Source organism: Microcoleus sp. Z1_A1 (genome assembly GCF_036700305.1).
In the GTDB taxonomy this organism is placed as follows: domain Bacteria; phylum Cyanobacteriota; class Cyanobacteriia; order Cyanobacteriales; family Microcoleaceae; genus Microcoleus.
Window position 1 is genome coordinate 98,278 of record NZ_JAUBOR010000009.1, and the last position, 15,646, is coordinate 113,923.

At 46.5% G+C, this 15,646-nt stretch carries 13 protein-coding genes; 6 read left to right on the top strand and 7 right to left on the bottom strand.

Annotated features, from left to right (window positions below; all coding sequences use genetic code 11):
- The first annotated feature begins 15 nt into the window (after positions 1 to 15).
- From rpsF to argJ, 4 genes are all read left to right on the top strand, one after another.
- Complete coding sequence (rpsF, locus tag QT973_RS08325; RefSeq protein ID WP_015176119.1) at positions 16 to 351, top strand: 30S ribosomal protein S6; 336 nt, start codon at positions 16 to 18, stop codon at positions 349 to 351.
- A gap of 824 nt (positions 352 to 1,175) precedes the next feature.
- Positions 1,176 to 1,370 (top strand): hypothetical protein, encoded by a 195-nt coding sequence (locus QT973_RS08330; RefSeq protein WP_006631905.1) that lies wholly within the window; start codon positions 1,176 to 1,178, stop codon positions 1,368 to 1,370.
- Positions 1,371 to 1,431: 61 nt separating this feature from the next.
- Entirely contained in the window at positions 1,432 to 1,572 is a 141-nt protein-coding gene (locus QT973_RS08335; RefSeq protein ID WP_015176121.1) for a hypothetical protein, read from the top strand.
- Between the two features lie 327 nt (positions 1,573 to 1,899).
- On the top strand, positions 1,900 to 3,141 hold the full coding sequence (gene argJ / locus QT973_RS08340; RefSeq protein WP_333232420.1) for a bifunctional ornithine acetyltransferase/N-acetylglutamate synthase: 1,242 nt from the start codon (positions 1,900 to 1,902) through the stop codon (positions 3,139 to 3,141).
- A gap of 319 nt (positions 3,142 to 3,460) precedes the next feature.
- On the opposite strand, the gene QT973_RS08345 is transcribed toward argJ, so the two are convergent.
- The 6 genes from QT973_RS08345 to QT973_RS08370 form a co-directional block, all read right to left on the bottom strand.
- On the bottom strand, positions 3,461 to 4,774 hold the full coding sequence (locus tag QT973_RS08345) for a hypothetical protein (protein WP_333232418.1): 1,314 nt from the start codon (positions 4,772 to 4,774) through the stop codon (positions 3,461 to 3,463).
- A gap of 236 nt (positions 4,775 to 5,010) precedes the next feature.
- Positions 5,011 to 6,231, bottom strand: a complete 1,221-nt coding sequence (locus QT973_RS08350) for a decarboxylase (RefSeq protein ID WP_333391152.1) — start codon at positions 6,229 to 6,231, stop codon at positions 5,011 to 5,013.
- Between the two features lie 184 nt (positions 6,232 to 6,415).
- Positions 6,416 to 8,170: an asparagine synthetase B family protein gene (locus tag QT973_RS08355; protein WP_333391155.1), complete on the bottom strand. Its 1,755-nt coding sequence runs from the start codon at positions 8,168 to 8,170 to the stop codon at positions 6,416 to 6,418.
- Positions 8,171 to 8,794, bottom strand: a complete 624-nt coding sequence (locus QT973_RS08360) for a DUF3859 domain-containing protein (RefSeq protein WP_333053314.1) — start codon at positions 8,792 to 8,794, stop codon at positions 8,171 to 8,173. It abuts the gene before it with no gap.
- 257 nt (positions 8,795 to 9,051) lie between these two features.
- Entirely contained in the window at positions 9,052 to 9,780 is a 729-nt protein-coding gene (locus tag QT973_RS08365; RefSeq protein WP_333262172.1) for an HAD-IA family hydrolase, read from the bottom strand.
- Positions 9,781 to 9,898: 118 nt separating this feature from the next.
- Positions 9,899 to 11,092 (bottom strand): NAD(P)/FAD-dependent oxidoreductase, encoded by a 1,194-nt coding sequence (locus tag QT973_RS08370; RefSeq protein WP_333208357.1) that lies wholly within the window; start codon positions 11,090 to 11,092, stop codon positions 9,899 to 9,901.
- A gap of 409 nt (positions 11,093 to 11,501) precedes the next feature.
- On the opposite strand from QT973_RS08370, the gene QT973_RS08375 reads away from it, so the two are divergent.
- Both QT973_RS08375 and QT973_RS08380 read left to right on the top strand, forming a co-directional pair.
- Positions 11,502 to 14,573, top strand: coding sequence for a PAS domain S-box protein (locus tag QT973_RS08375; protein ID WP_333053311.1), 3,072 nt, complete (start codon positions 11,502 to 11,504; stop codon positions 14,571 to 14,573).
- A gap of 42 nt (positions 14,574 to 14,615) precedes the next feature.
- Complete coding sequence (locus QT973_RS08380) at positions 14,616 to 15,038, top strand: DCC1-like thiol-disulfide oxidoreductase family protein (protein ID WP_333208356.1); 423 nt, start codon at positions 14,616 to 14,618, stop codon at positions 15,036 to 15,038.
- A gap of 104 nt (positions 15,039 to 15,142) precedes the next feature.
- Here the strand turns inward: QT973_RS08380 and QT973_RS08385 are convergent, their stop codons facing one another.
- Positions 15,143 to 15,577: a hypothetical protein gene (locus tag QT973_RS08385; RefSeq protein WP_333053309.1), complete on the bottom strand. Its 435-nt coding sequence runs from the start codon at positions 15,575 to 15,577 to the stop codon at positions 15,143 to 15,145.
- Between the last annotated feature and the right edge of the window lie 69 nt (positions 15,578 to 15,646).

Consider the following 15,646-nt stretch of genomic DNA (forward strand, 5'->3'; position numbering starts at 1 on the left):
AAGGGGATTATTGCCATGAAACCGTTTATTTACGAAACTATGTACATTCTGCGCCCTGATTTGGGTGAAGAAATGACAGACCAGGCGATCGCTAAATATCAAACTATTTTGCGCGATCAAGGTGCTGAAAACATCGAAACTCAGCACCGCGGCAAGCGCCGTTTGGCTTACGAAATCGGCAAGCACCGGGACGGAGTATACGTTCAAATGAACTATACAGCTCCGGGCGCTGCAATTTTTACCCTGGAGCGCGCGATGCGTCTGAGCGAAGAAGTGATTCGCTATTTGACAATCAAGCAAGATGTGCCAGATGCACCGGAAGCGGAAGCTGAAGCTGAAGTCGCCGAGTAGCGATCGTGTCAACTTAACGTCTTATGTAGTACCAGTCTACTGTTTGACGATTAGGGCCGCTTATTCCCCGGCACGCCTTTCTTAAGGGCTACCGTGTACACACAACTTGAAAAACTAACGTCAGAGCCTTTCGCTCCCCCTGGCATCCTCCTGAAAAAGAGGCTAGGGGGAGCTCTGGAATTATGGGTACAGCATAGTTTCTGAAGGGCGGGACTTGATGTTAATTGAAATTATAGGTGAATGGGCGATTGTTTTTCTAGGGGAGGACGATCGCTCTTTTTTGTGGAGAGACTGCTGGGACTTAATCTATTTTTATCAACAAACAAAGCTCGCTTTTTGAGGATGGCGAGGGCGATTCACTTAGCCCAACTCTATTATCTAGTTGACTACAAAAAACTTGACTAGACTTGAGCATAACTGCTTAATCATTGTAAATCTAATTGTGATTCGCTACTTATTAAATTTACTGTTAACTAAGGCAAATTCTACTTTCTTGAGAGACAAAATTCTGCATCTATAACTTTGAACCAAACTATAAAGTTATTTTTGCCCTTGGCAATTAGGTAGCCGCTAAAATATGGCTCTTAGAACAGGAATATTGTCAAATTTTGCCAACTGCTGCTTGAGGTTGGGCCTGAATCCACGAGCTAAAGCCCGATCGCACTCCCTGCAACCTCGATCGAGATTCTCGCCCCATAGCCCAATTGTAAAGTTTTGTGACAATTTTAATTTGGTAGCTTTAGATACAGAATTGTCTGTTATAGTGATAGAAGAGAAGAAAAAACAAGCCCAACATTAATCTAAAGAATACGGAGGAACCGCATATGTCTACTGAAAATCAAGCTCGCTCTCTGATGATGCGCCACCACCAACTGGTGAAGAACCGCCAGCAATCCATGCTCAACCGCACCGCCACCGAAGTCGGGATGGAAGATACGCACTACTGGGGTCACATTCAAGGCAAACCGCAGCCCAGCTTTCAAGCCAGTTACGATCGCAGCAACGCCACTATGAGCTAGGGCAAACTCAATTTCGACAATTGTCTACGAAGTTATTACCTATAATTTGGAGAAATCAGTTATGTCCACTCAAGAACAAGCCCGCAACCTGATGATGCGCCATCAACACGTCGTCAAAAACCGTCAGGAATCCATGCTGAGCCGTGTGGCTGCTGAAGTTGGTTTAGATGCTGGTTCTCCAGCGAGTATCGATCGCAAATAACTCCTTTTTTCAACGGCGAGATAGTTGAATCGAGTTTGTTGTTGGCCAGCTAAAAATTAATAATGTTCATTACAAAACCGTCGCGACTTCTTCTTGAGTTCTAACTCTAGATTGGAAGCCGCGATTAGTTTTATGGGGAATTGGGAATTGGGAATTGGGAATGGGGAATGGGAAATTGGGTTCAAAAGAATCTAAAATCTAAAATCTAAAATCTAAAATCGTTTGACTGAGCGCTCACGCCGAAGTCTAAAATCTAAAATCTAAAATCTAAAATCTAAAATGGTATAATCCCCTTTCAGCAGATTGAAGGCTACTAGGGAGGTCATCATGTCGGACTGGAAAGAAATTGACGGCGGAGTTACAGCACCGAGAGGGTATAGAGCATCGGGAATTACAGCGGGCTTGAAGCCTTCAGGCTTGCCGGATTTAAGTTTAATTTTGTCAGAGGTGGATGCGATCGCCGCCGGAGTCTTCACAACCTCCACCGTCCGGGCCGCTTGTGTGGACTACTGCCGCCAGCGTTTGCAAGCTAAACCCAGCGCGAAAGCAATTTTGTGCAATGCGGGACAAGCTAATGCTGCTACTGGCGAACAAGGTTTGGCAGATGCCCTCGAAAGTGCCAAATTGTTGGGAGAAGCGCTGAATATTCCTCCAGAATCAATTCTTTTGGCCTCCACTGGCGTCATCGGACAGCGGATTAAAATGGAGCCGCTGAGGGCCGCAATTCCCCGATTAGTTGCTGAGGCGTCGGAAACTGGTTCCGATGCGGCGGCTAAGGCTATTTGTACGACTGATTTAGTGCCGAAAACGATCGCCCTGGAAACCATGTTTGGCGATCGGCCCGTCCGCATCGGCGGCATTTGCAAAGGTTCGGGAATGATTCACCCGAATATGGCAACAATGCTGGCATTTGTAACTTGCGATGCAGCAGTGTCATCGCATTTGTGGCAAGAAATGGTGAGTCGGGCGGCTAACAGAAGTTTCAATCAAATTACTGTTGACGGCGATACCAGTACCAACGACTCGCTAATTGCTTTGGCAAACGGTCAATCCCGCACGCCCGCAATTACAGAAATGGGGGCAGATGCTGAAAAATTAGAAGCGATGCTGACAGAAGTTTGCGTGCATTTAGCAAAGGCGATCGCCCGTGACGGCGAAGGTGCAACTTGTTTGGTGGAAGTGCAAGTTAGTGGCGCGCTAGATGAAGTTTCTGCGAGTAAAATTGCCAAAACAATTGTCGGTTCTTCCTTGGTGAAAGCTGCTATTTTCGGACGCGATCCGAATTGGGGCAGAATTGCGGCGGCGGCTGGGCGCGCTGGTGTACCTTTCGATCAAGAGAATTTGCGGATTCAATTGGGGGATTTTTTGATGATGGAAAACGGACAACCTAAAGAGTTCGATCGCGCTGCAGCAAGTAATTATATGAAAGCGGCTGCGGAGGGGGAATATTTGAAGGCTGATACGGTTTTAATTCAGGTTAGTGTGGGGGATGGCAGCGGTTTTGCGAAAGCTTGGGGATGCGATTTGAGTTACGACTACGTGAAGATTAATGCGGAGTATACGACTTAAATAAGTCCGGGCGGTTAGAAGTCCCGGCGGTTAGAAACCGCGCCTACACAAACAAAACCAGACGAGAGAAAGTTGAAGGCAAATTTCACACAATTTAAACTCAACTTCCCCCCACGGGGGGAAATTAAAAAATCTGAAACCTTTACTCACCGAGTTAATCTCAGCTTTTTTGCTCCTCATTTTAAAATCGCTGAAGCCCTTACCAAGATAAGCTTTTTAGGAGTTTAACAAAAGAGCGCTAAAAATATTATTCAGACTAAGTTTCAAGACTTTTTAAGCTTATTATTAATAAGTCTAATATCAAGTTTGAAAACACGCCCTAACCAAAACTATCGGAGACAAACACATAGCCGCCGCCGTATCCAACATTATCATCCACTAATATTAAGCCCTCGTTACCCTGCGGATCGCCACTCTGAGCAAGTCCATAATTCACCACGCGCAACAACCGCTGCGGCGTAAACGATTCCAATTCCACAAAATTGCCTGCATCCAGCCATGCTAGTTCTTCTGCTGTTAAACTTTGCCTTACAGCGTCGGGTAATTGACGGGCTGTTTGTGCGATTGTTTGAGATTGCTGCACAAACATATCGCGGGATGCTAAGATTTGACGGGGAGAAATTCCCAAATCAAAAATTGTCACCTGTTGATTCGCAAACCAGTTTGGATTAGTTCGCAGTTGATGTACCAAGCCAACTCCAGCAGGGCTCGCATTGTGCAGTGCATAGACTTTTAAATCGGTATTGCGCCGCAGCATTTCAATCACGGTACTGAAGATGCTTTGGGGATAGCCACTAATACTAAGAATCGCGCAGTTGTTTTCAAAATGGACGTTGTTGGCAATGAGGAATTGAGCTATTTCGTCACTGTCACAGATGATTGCGCGATCGAAACTGTAGGCGCTAACTTCGCGATCGATGCTGGCGGGTAAAGCTTCTTGACGAGGCGCAGGGAGCAGTTTTTCTAATGTGCCGTTTACTGTTTGCCAGTCTCGCAGCCATTTATCACTCTGCGCTTGATTGACAAGAAATCCTTCACCAGTTATCTGTGGGCGTTTTTTTTGTGAAATGCCGAGCCAGTAGGAAAATAGCCCTAGTGTAATCGCTACGATGTATCCTGAAGAATAATCAAATATTAGGCTTCCTGAAATGCCCAGCACTAAAATAATTCCCCCTAAAATCTGGAGGTTTTTAGCATTATTTCTTCTGCCGCGAATACCTTGATCAGGAGATTTACTGTCGTGAAAAAATAGCCATATCCAAATCAAATTGTAGAGAGCGAAGGTAATAATAACTGCGAATTGTGAGGGAAAAATAGCAATAGCGAAGGTAAGGCAGAAGGTTCCCGCAAATACGCTAAAAAAGAAGTAGGTCAAAATCCAACTGATTTCGGGTGCGCGAGATTTAAGCTTTTGGTCAATAAAATACAAAAACTGTTTGTGCGTAAAAAACAACATATTTTGGCTGGAAATATTCTCGATCGCCTTTTTGAAAAACGGATCGGTGAAAGCCAACTTTTTATCAGTGACGGTAGTGGGTTCAAAGACAAACGGATGGTTGCACTGTTTACAGCGACCTGAGTTGCTTGTACGATCGCGCAAATTGTTATCGGTATTACACTGGACGCATTTCATTCCCATTTCGGTTACTCCTGATTGATTTAATGGATTTATATCGTTGACGGTTGTTTTGGAATGATTTTACCGCAGAGGCCGCAGAGGGCGCAGAGGAAGTGAAGAGAGATAACTTCGTTACAACCGAGATGTTACACCATTGTCAGCAACAGGCAAGATGCCTGTTCCACAAGACAATTTATTTATTGTGGAACAGGCATCTTGCCTGTTCTTAAGAATGGTGTAACATCTCAGGTTTAAAATACTTGCCCGTTTAACAAGATAGAATAGTCTTCTCGCTGTCGAATTAATCGATCGCCCTTGGCATCAATCAACACTTCAGCAGGGCGGGGGCGGTGCAGAAAATGCGACGACATCGCATAGCCGTAAGCCCCGCTATCCAAAATCGCGATCGCATCTCCAATTTTGAGTTTCGGTAGCCAACAGTTGCGCCCTAAATAATCCCGCGAATAAGTCGTGTTGCCGCAAATATCGGTTTCATGTCGCGATACATCGTCGGTTTCCCAAGTCGCGATCGCCCGATAGCCGCCGTGCACCGCAGGCACCGATAGATTTGATACAGTCGTATCCACGCCGACAATTTGCCTATCGCCCAACCACTTCACCGACACAACTTTCGCAAGCAAAACGCCACAACCTGCAATCGCCGATCGTCCCGGTTCAATCACCAACTCGATCGGGCGAGATAGCGCACTCAATCGTTCAGTTATCGCCGCACCAAACTCCCGCCAGTCAAACACCGCACCGCCTCGATAGGGATAGCCAAAACCACCGCCAAAATCGAGGGTTCGCCAATGGGGCAACAGTTGGGCGATCGCAATTAGGCGATCGATTGCCTGCGTAAAAGCACCCGTGGCGTTAGTTCCAGTCCCCCGATAAAAATGCAATCCAGTAATCCTTAAACCTTGCTGCTGCGCGATTTCGCAGGCTTTTTCAAATTCAGCGGGACGCACTCCAATTCGGCTGTCTCCCGTCAATTCCGGTAAGTTGAGGCGCAGTCCAATTTCGGCACGGATCGATCGCGGTTGACTCCCGGAATATTCGCAAAAATCTTGGAGTTGCGACAGACTATCGAAGTTAAATCGCTCGATCTTCCACTCGATCAATTGCTGAATATCCGCCCTGTTGAGGTTACTGCCGGTGTAGACAATGCGATCGCTCGTAAAACCCGCTTTCAGCCCCAAAAAAACATCCCCCGGTGTATTCGCGTGTAGCCCCCAACCAGCTTGCTGAATCAATTGCAACAGAGCAATATTGCCGTTGGTGACGCTAGCAAAATGAAACTGAACGTGCGGATAGTCGATCGATCGCGTAATATGCTCAAGAGTCTGACGGAGGATATCGGCCTGATACACATATAAGGGCGAACCATAAGTTGACAAAAGTCGCTTGGCTAATGCTTCCGAGAACGGCGGCGAATGTATTTTGGTTTCATTCTGTAGCAAAGATTCAGTCATAAGGAATAAGTTCGGCAACGAGGAATGTACGGGATTTAACGGATGTAACGGGTTATATCAAGTCCGAGGGATCTGTCTGATATAATTCCATATCTTGTAGGGGCGGGTTCACCAGTATTCTCAACTTCAAAGCCAACAAATTTATAAACCCGCCCCGCCCATATCAACAGTCAACAGTCAACAGTCAACAGTCAACTGTCAACCTCCTTCGATATTTCCAAATGCGTTGTCCGATCGCCGGTGGCAACCAAAACACATGATCCAGCGATCGCTTAACCGGAATTTCGCCTAAAACCTCGGTTCGCCATGCCTGCCACATCAGCAGCAACCAGAGATTATTGCCAATATAGCGATCGCGCATTGCAACTCCGAGTTGTCCCGATAACATCGAGTCAGCCAAATGGGGCTGCCAGCAATTTTGCGATCGCAACAGATTCGGATTTAGCCGATCGCCGATCGCAGCCCAAAACTCCCGGTAATACCAAACCTTCAACGGCACACCCATCCCGCGCTTTTCCCGCCAGACAATTTCCGGCGGCAGCCAACGTTCGGACGCTTTTTTGAGGATGTATTTTTCGCACGCACCTTGCAGTAGCAGCTCGCCAGGGAGTTGAAACGTCCAGTCCGTGAGGTCGGGGTCGCAGAAGGGCGATCGCACCCACAAACCGCAAGCAAACGCCAATGCCGTTGCCCTCGGCTGAATATTTTGGGCACCTTTGAGCATCAGCGAAGCGCGCCGTAGCCTCGCTAGCAGGGAAGGACACCTCTTCGACAAACAACCGGGATCGATCGCGTCTTGCAGATAAACGCTCAAATCGTGAGACTGGATGCGATCGAGCATTTCGGGCGAAAAAATCTGTTTTTCATAACCATAAAATCGCTGAAACGTCCGCAAATACTGCTGTTCAAAGGTTTCTTTTCCGGCGGGATGTTCTGCTGTGTAAACTCCGTTGGCAATCAAAGGCTTGTTTGTCCATCCGGCAAATAGCTGATCGCCATTCTCGCCATTGAATACAACTCGCACATCTTGCGCCGCCGCCTGTTTGAGCAAAAACAGCGCAGCCGTCGTACCATCTCCATAGGGTAAATCGAGGGCTTTGGCGGTTGGCCCGATCGCGCGCAACACTGCATCACCCGTCGCCGCCACCCGAATCAGCGGAATCTGGAAAAAGTCCGCCACCTGTTGGGCGTAGGGCAGTTCGGAATAGGCTTCGACACCAAAATCGAGGGCATAGGCGCGCACCTGCAAGCCTGCTTTCACTAGCAGCGCCGTCACCAGGGAAGAATCGATGCCACCGGAGAGTAAAACGCCTACGGGTTCGTCGATCGGCAAATCGGCCACTTGTCGATCGATCGCCTGTTGCAACAGCCTTTGCAATTGTGCGATCGCCTCGTCTTCACTCCGCAGTAATTGGGGCGCTTCTTGCCAAGCTGAAGGCAGCGATCGCACTTTCGGCAGATCCTTAATATCGGCAATTTCCCAAATCATCTCGCTTCCGGCTGCTACGGAGGCAATTTGCTCGATCGGCGTTAACGGCGTGGGCACGTAGGAAAAGCAAGCATAAGTGTGTAGGGCGATCGGGCTAATTTGAGAGGAAGCAATCAGCGGTAGCAGCAGTTGCATTTGCGTCGAAAACCAAATCGTTTCTCGCAACTGCATCCAATAAAGCGGCACTCGCCCAAACGGATCGCGCCCCAGCCTTAGCTGTTGGGCTTCTACCGCCGCCCAAGCATCTCCCGGAAAATCCGTCGCCCGATCGCGCCCGCAAGCATTCAGCGTCACTCGATCGCCCGTGAGTACAGATGCAGAGGCGATCGCCCATTCTGATAATTTGCCCTGTCGGATGAAGTAGTCTGGGGCTAAACGGCTGAGCGTTTTTGTGCGATCGCCCAGTCCCCAATAGCCTATGAAATGTGAAGGTTTGCCGATCGCACCCATCTATTTCACCGTGAAAGGTTCACTGCCGATCGCGCGCCCATCCAGGGACATCCGAACTTCCCATTTGCCTGGGGCTGCAGCAGATCCGAGATCGTAAAAGCAGTGGGTATTCCAAACCGCAGTATCGATCGTGCGAGTTTGATACCTAGCCTGATGCACAGTTTGACCGCTAGGATTAATCCAATCGCATTGCAGAGACAACTCATTGCCGATCGGAGCATTTTGCAACGTCACCTGATAGTAGATGCGGGGATTAATTTGACGATTGACTTGAGTGAGGCTGTCACCGCCCTTTTGAGATAGGGAAATTCGGTCTTCTCCTGCGACAACTCGAGCAGTTTTTTGTTGCTGATTTTGCCCGAACAGTACACCTATACCGATCGCAGATATGACAACGGCTGTCGAGGCGATCGCGATCCAGCGGTTGCGTCGCTGCTGTTTTTCTAGGACTTCGCGGCGGCGCATTTGGGCGATCGCATCTTCTAAAAGCTCATCAGGCAGATTCAACTCCCGTAAAATTTCTCTTACCCGATCGGGTTCCAATTCTAACTCGCGCTGCTGCGATAACTTGTCGATTTCAGCGACTACCTGTGCTAACTGAGTTTGAGTGAGTCGAGGTTCCATAGAGTTCCTTCCCAGTAAAAATTAGATATAAAAATCACATCACATTTCTCTTCTCTTCCTCTGCGCCCTCTGCGCTCTCTGCGGTTAAATTACTCATATTATTCAATAAACAGCTCTCAAAGTCAATTCATAAAAATCCTAACCTTAACCTCATAAAATTTATGTAAAAGCTATGGTAAGGTGCGTCGCCATCTATACTCTCCAATTTTTATTGAATCTCTGACAGCGACGCACCCTAAACATTATCGCTAAGTCCTCTATTTAAGAACCTCGATTATAAAATCAAGACTGCTGCACACTTCTATTTTTGTTTCACTTAAAGGCAATTTGCCTGAATTGATTTTTTCCTGTTGGCGATTCAACCAAATTGCGTTTAATCCCGCATTTTTAGCACCACAATAATCAGCTTTGAAGCTGTCGCCGATATGCAACACATTCTCCGCAATGCAGTTGTGCTTTTGCAAAGCGGCGGTAAAAATTTGAGAATCGGGTTTGGCTGCGCCAACTTCGGTGGAAATTGTCACTGATGTGAAATATTCAGCTAAATTTAGTGCTTTTAATACTGCATAAATTCTGGAATCGAAATTCGAGACTACTGCTAATTCTATTCCTTGTTGCTGCCACTTATTTAATGCTGGCAATACGTCGGGATAGACGAACCAAGGTTCGGCGGTGGCAAAATGAGCGTAGAGTTCGACAAAGAATTTGGGAAAGTCAGAAAATTGCTGGAAAATGCCTGCTATTTGGAATGCTTTTGCGGAAACAGTTTGCCACCACTCAAATTCTAATTGGGGAATTTTTGCCGTTTCTCTCCCTGGAAATGCCATCGGGCTTGCTGAGGCAAAGCTTTGGAAAAAGGCTGCATTTAACTCTTCGCTTTTAACTGTTACTCCAAAACTCTTGGCTAGTTTTCCGTAGACTTCGCCGACGCTACCGCGAACATCAAATAGTGTACCTGCGGCGTCTAAAAAAATTACTTTGGTCATTTGTTATTTGTTATTTCTTATTTGTTATTTATCAGGTTTTTGGGTGGTTTAAACCGCTACTATACAAACAAAGTCCGCCTGCGCGGACTAAGAAATACAGTTAACCGTTAACAGTTAACTAACTTTTCAGCAAATCCTGAATCGGCTTGCTAATCCAATTGAAACCAACTTTTAGCTGATGGTCAAATGTTGGCATCCGATAGAGATAGGCTAGGCGGCGAGCAATGTGGGCTAGTTGTCCGTCGAGTTTAATTCCTAAACCGGCTAGGGTGGCGTTGTCATTTCCTAATGTCATCATTTCTCCTAGGGGCTGATAGCGGAAAGGAAGTAATGGGCGGCCGGTCAGGGAGGCCCAAATGTTCCATGCGGTGTAGTCAGCTTGCTGGAAGGCTGTTTGGGCTGTTCCGGGGACTTTTTGACCATTTGCATCGTGACATTCAGCTAAGTCTCCCAAGGCGAATATATCTGGATGGTCGATAATTTGCATTTGCGGATTGACTATTAATTGACCGCGCTGGTTTTGTTTGAGGGGTAGCGATCGCACTGCTTGACTAACTTGAGTTCCTACTGTCCACAGCACTATGTCTACGGGGAGAACATCTAATTGTCCTTTGTAAAGTAAGGATATTGTGTCTGCTTCGATCGCCTCTACTGCTGTTTCTAAGTCGATCCACACTTTCCGTTTTTCTAAAGCTTGGGTGGCGGCTTGGCGGTTAAACTCCGGTGATGTCCGCAGAATCATGTCGCTTTGCTCAACTAACCGCACGCGACCTTTTTCTCCGAGTCGATCGGCTAATTTACAAGCTAATTCTACTCCCGAATAACCGGCGCCGACGATCGCCACCCGAATTTTGTCGGTGTTGCTGGCTTCTAAAAACCGCAGTCTTTCTTCTAAGCGGTAGGCGTCGTCGAGAGTGCGAAACGAGTAAGCATATTCAACCGCACCCTTGACCATATCTAGAGGGGTTTTGCCGCCTAAAGCTAAAACCAGGCGATCGCACGGAATTTCTGGCCCGTCGTGTAACTGCACTCGCTTTTGCTCCACATCGATGCCGGAGACAGTACCTTGACAAAAGCGCACGCCTGTGTTTTCCAATAGTTCGGCAAACGGGGGGGCAATTTCCCAGGTTTGGAGTTCGCCGGTCAGGAGTTCGTACAGCAGGGGAACGAACAAAAATCGATCGCGGCGGTCAACTAGGACTATTTCGGGTTTTTCGGTTTTGGAGAAGGGTAACTGACTCAAGCGCAGGGCTGTGTAGAGTCCGCCGAAGCCTCCGCCGAGAATGCAAATCCGGGGTTGTTGTTGAGTCATGGTGTTTTGTTTGAGGGGCTGGTCGGTAGCAAGGAAACTTATCTTATTCTAACGAGAGTGAGGGAGTGGGGAAGGGGGAGATTGGGGGAGTGGGAGTGGAAGAGATGGGGAGAGGGGGAGAGAGGGGGAGTGGGAAAACGAGAAAGGGGAAAATCTTCCCTGTTTCCCTCGAACCTCAACATCCATCCGTTAAATGCGTTCAATCCGTTAGATAATGCGTTTCCGAACTCTTTTCTACATCTCTAGCCTTGATTAGCTCTACCTATTAGCCACCCTCAAATTTTCTGAATGTTCGCAGAACTAATTTTGTACTATATTAGTTTATAACGAATTATTTCGCCAATTTAATTTACTTTTTATAGGGTAATCTACTCTAACACTTGCCCCCGCACTCACAAGTGAAAAAATCATGCAAATTTCCTCTAATTCTTCTAAATTTAAGAACGGCGATCGCAATAAGGAAGACGGCTCATCTTTGTTAAAAAGCGAAGAAAAATATAAAAATTTAGTAGCTAATATTCCTGGTGCTGTCTACCGCTGTACCTGCGAGTATACGGACGAGGAGGAATTAACACGCACAATGGCGTTTTTGAGCGAGGCTGTTCAAGAAATATCAGGCTATCCTTCTTCGGATTTTATCAACGATCGCGTCCGTTCTTTTGCCAGCATTATCCATCCTCAAGACCGCAAAAATGTGGATGCTACTGTCAAAAAAAGTGTAGAAACCAGAACTCCGTACATCCTTGAATACCGGATTTTCCGGGCTGACGGCGCTATTAGCTGGGTTTACGAAAAAGGCAAAGCTGTTTGCTGCGAGGCGGAAGAGGATAGAGGAAAACAAGAGGAACAAGGGGAAATTGAGGGTTTTTTGTCGGCTGTGGTTTCGCCGGTTTCGCCGATCGCAAATTCTCAGTGTCGGGTTGTTTATCTCGACGGAGTAATTTTGGATATTACGGAACGAAAGCGAGCTGAGGAAAACCTGCGAAACACTCAAGATTTTCTGAATGCGGTACTGCAAAATCTACCAATTAGCGTCTTTATTAAAGATGCTGTAGAGCAAAAATTTATTTATTGGAATACTGCTAGCGAAGAATTGTTTGGCTATTCCAGGGATGAAGTGATTTTAAACAATGCTGCTGACTTGTTGGAGTCAGTTCAGGCCAATTACTTGCAAGCACAAGATTTAGAAGTGCTGGAAACTAGAAAAGGCGTAGATTTGCCCGAACAAACTATCGAACTTCCGCACCGAGGCAAGCGGATTTTGCACACAAAAAAAGTTCCTTTGTTTGACGAATCGGGCGCGCCTAAGTACATTTTGGGTATTGCTGAAGATATTACGGAAAGCAAAAAAACTGAAACAGAATTGTTGCGCTTGGCCATTGTGGCTCAAAAAACGCAAAATGGTGTGATTATTACTGATGCTCAAGGCTGCATTGAATGGGTGAATGAAGGATTTACTCGGATTAGTGGTTATGTGCTGGCAGAAATGCAGGGCAAAAAACCGGGTGATGTACTGCAAGGCGCTCAAACAGACCCGGTAACTATTGCTCAACTGCGATCTGCTTTGGCTGCGGGCCTGCCGTTTAATCAGGAAATCTACAATTACAGCAAGGATGGAAAGGGTTATTGGGTGGCGCTTTCGATCGCCCCAATTTATCAAGAAAATGGCGAACTAGAAGGTTTTATTGCGGTACAAACTGATATTACGGATCGCAAGCAAGCAGAGGCAACAGTCAGGGAGAGGGAGAATTATTACCGCTGCATTGTCGAGACGGCTTCGGAGGGCGTTTGGATGTTTGACAGCGAAAGTATCACGACTTTTGCTAACAGCATGATGGCCGAAATGCTGGGGTATACTGTGGAGGAAATGCTGGGGCGATCGCTATTTGAGTTTATCGACTGCGAGTCTAGGAAAATAGCAGAAAGTTACGTCCAGCGCCGGCGGCAAGGCATTCGCGAACGCCACGATTTTAAGTTTACTCGCAAAGACGGATCTCACTTGTGGGCGATCGTCTCGGCGACGCCGATGTTCGACGATGAGGGCGAATTTTCCGGGGTGTTGCGGATGATTACCGATATTAGCGATCGCAAACAAGCCGAAGCAGAATTGCGCCAAACTCTCCAAGAGTTGGAATTTGAAAAATTTGCTTTGGATCAATCGGCAATTGTCTCGAATACCGACGAATTCGGAGCCATTACCTATGTCAACGATCAATTTTGCGAACTCTTTAAATATTCCCGAGAAGAACTGATTGGCAAAACCCACAGACTTGTCAATTCTGGCTATCACTCAGCCGATTTTTTCAAGGAGCTTTGGTCAACCATCCGCCAGGGAAAGGTTTGGCGAGGAGAAATGAAAAATCAAGCTAAAGATGGCACATTATTCTGGTTGGATACTACCATTGTACCTTTCTTAAATACCAACGGCGAACCCCATCAATATGTAGCAATTCGTAAAGATATTACCGATCGCAAACACGCAGAAGAAGCGGTGCGACTTTCCGAAAGTCAATTGAGGGCTAAAAATCAAGAATTGGCAAAAGCCCTGCGGGATGTGCATAAAACTCAAAGCATGATGGTTCAAAATGAAAAAATGGTAAGTTTGGGGCAATTAGTCGCTGGCGTTGCTCACGAAATCAACAATCCAGTTAGCTTTATTTACGGCAACGTCATGCACGCTGACGATTACTTTAAAGACTTGCTAAAAATGCTGCAACTTTACCAGCAGGAATACCCGCAACCAACATCGGCAATTCAACAAGAAATAAATGATGTTGATTTAAATTTTCTGCTCAAAGATTTGCCGAACCTCTTAAATTCGATGAAAATGGGAGCAGAGCGAATTCGTCAAATTGTGCTGTCACTGAAGAATTTTTCGCGATTAGATGAAGCCGAACAAAAGCAGGTGGATATTCACGAAGGGATTGAAAGCACTTTGTTGATTTTGCAACACAGGTTGAAAGAAACGGCAGGGCATCCTAAAATTGTACTGATCAAAGAGTTCGGGAATTTGCCCCGCGTACAGTGTTATGCAGGACAGTTGAATCAGGTATTTATGAATATTATCGGCAATGCAATTGATGCTTTGGAAGAGGCAATGGAGACTGGACAGTGGGCGCAGGGGGAACAGGCGCTTATTCCTTATTGTCCTTCGCCGACGCTGCGGATTTGTACGGAGGTAAAATATGAACAGGATGCTTTGATGCCACCCGATTCTGCTGTTTCTGATACTTCGATTCGGCATCCTTCTCATATTGTGATTAGGATTGCTGACAACGGCCCGGGGATTCCGATAGATGTTCACGAAAGGCTGTTCGATCCGTTTTTTACTACGAAAGAACCCGGTAAAGGTACTGGTTTGGGGCTGTCTATTAGCTATCAAATTGTAGTGGAAAAGCACGGCGGGCAGCTTCATTGCGATTCTGCACCGGGTCAAGGTACGGAATTTGCGATCGAGATTCCTGTAGGGAATAGTCAGTAGTCAGTAGTCAGTAGTCAACAGTCAACAGTCAACAGTCAACTAATGAAATATAACGTAATTTACGACGGCAATTGCAATCTCTGCGTTACCTTGGTGCAGTTACTAGAAAATTTAGATAAAGGCCAGAACTTTGAGTATATTTTTATGCAAGATTTAGAGCAATTAAATCGCTTTGGGATTACGTCTGAAGACTGCGAAATGGGGATGATTTTGATAGATAGCAACACCCCCGAACGACGCTGGCAGGGCAGCGATGCGGCGGAGGAAATCGGACGGATATTGCCTGCTGGCGAGGTTTTTGTGGCTGCTTATCGGGCAATGCCGGGGATGAAGTGGATGGGCGATCGCGTGTACGAACAAGTCCGCGATCACCGCTATACTTTGTTTGGCAAGCGATCGACTACTTACAAATCTGTTTATCCAGTTGGCTGTAAGTCGATCGGCAATTGCGACAATCGGGACTAATACCAAATCCACCTTCGTTTCCGTAGGGGCAATCCCCCCGTGGTTGCCCGATTTCAATCGCCGATTGACCTTCAATCTAAAATCTAAAATCTAAAATCTAAAATCTAAAATCGATTGATTGATTGATTAAACAAATCAAAAATCTGCTGGCAAAAGTGTTTGAGTTTTTGCGCCGACTCCACCGCAGGTTCGGTTAGGCCGAGAAAATTCCAATTTTCCACAGTAGAAAAGTGCCACTGCTGACCGCTATGATCGTAACCGGCGGCCTCAACTCCGATCGCCCGCCGATATCCTTCCACCGGATCTTGGTAAAATCGGATTTGAATCAAAATGCTGCGGCTTTGCAACAAGCGACTTCTACCGGGAAAATGGAAGCCAATGTCGATCGAATCTGGATCTACAAGTTCTCTGGTATCCTCGTCATTCATCCAAGGTTTCAAATCAACTTTTGCATCCGGGAATTCCGACTTGAATAAATTAACAACCGCAGCAATTTTGCTGGCAACTTCTATATTTTTGGCTTGTTCGGCAGCGTTCACTCGAAAAACTCCTATCAAATATAGTTATTACATTTAGCTAATAATGTAACTGCATACTGCCGAATGTAG

Coding starts and splice junctions, on each gene's coding strand:
- rpsF (WP_015176119.1), top strand. CDS start 16: ATGAAACCGTTTATTTACGAAACTATGTACATTCTGCGCCCTGATTTG.
- QT973_RS08330 (WP_006631905.1), top strand. CDS start 1,176: ATGTCTACTGAAAATCAAGCTCGCTCTCTGATGATGCGCCACCACCAA.
- QT973_RS08335 (WP_015176121.1), top strand. CDS start 1,432: ATGTCCACTCAAGAACAAGCCCGCAACCTGATGATGCGCCATCAACAC.
- argJ (WP_333232420.1), top strand. CDS start 1,900: ATGTCGGACTGGAAAGAAATTGACGGCGGAGTTACAGCACCGAGAGGG.
- QT973_RS08345 (WP_333232418.1), bottom strand. CDS start 4,774: ATGAAATGCGTCCAGTGTAATACCGATAACAATTTGCGCGATCGTACA.
- QT973_RS08350 (WP_333391152.1), bottom strand. CDS start 6,231: ATGACTGAATCTTTGCTACAGAATGAAACCAAAATACATTCGCCGCCG.
- QT973_RS08355 (WP_333391155.1), bottom strand. CDS start 8,170: ATGGGTGCGATCGGCAAACCTTCACATTTCATAGGCTATTGGGGACTG.
- QT973_RS08360 (WP_333053314.1), bottom strand. CDS start 8,794: ATGGAACCTCGACTCACTCAAACTCAGTTAGCACAGGTAGTCGCTGAA.
- QT973_RS08365 (WP_333262172.1), bottom strand. CDS start 9,780: ATGACCAAAGTAATTTTTTTAGACGCCGCAGGTACACTATTTGATGTT.
- QT973_RS08370 (WP_333208357.1), bottom strand. CDS start 11,092: ATGACTCAACAACAACCCCGGATTTGCATTCTCGGCGGAGGCTTCGGC.
- QT973_RS08375 (WP_333053311.1), top strand. CDS start 11,502: ATGCAAATTTCCTCTAATTCTTCTAAATTTAAGAACGGCGATCGCAAT.
- QT973_RS08380 (WP_333208356.1), top strand. CDS start 14,616: ATGAAATATAACGTAATTTACGACGGCAATTGCAATCTCTGCGTTACC.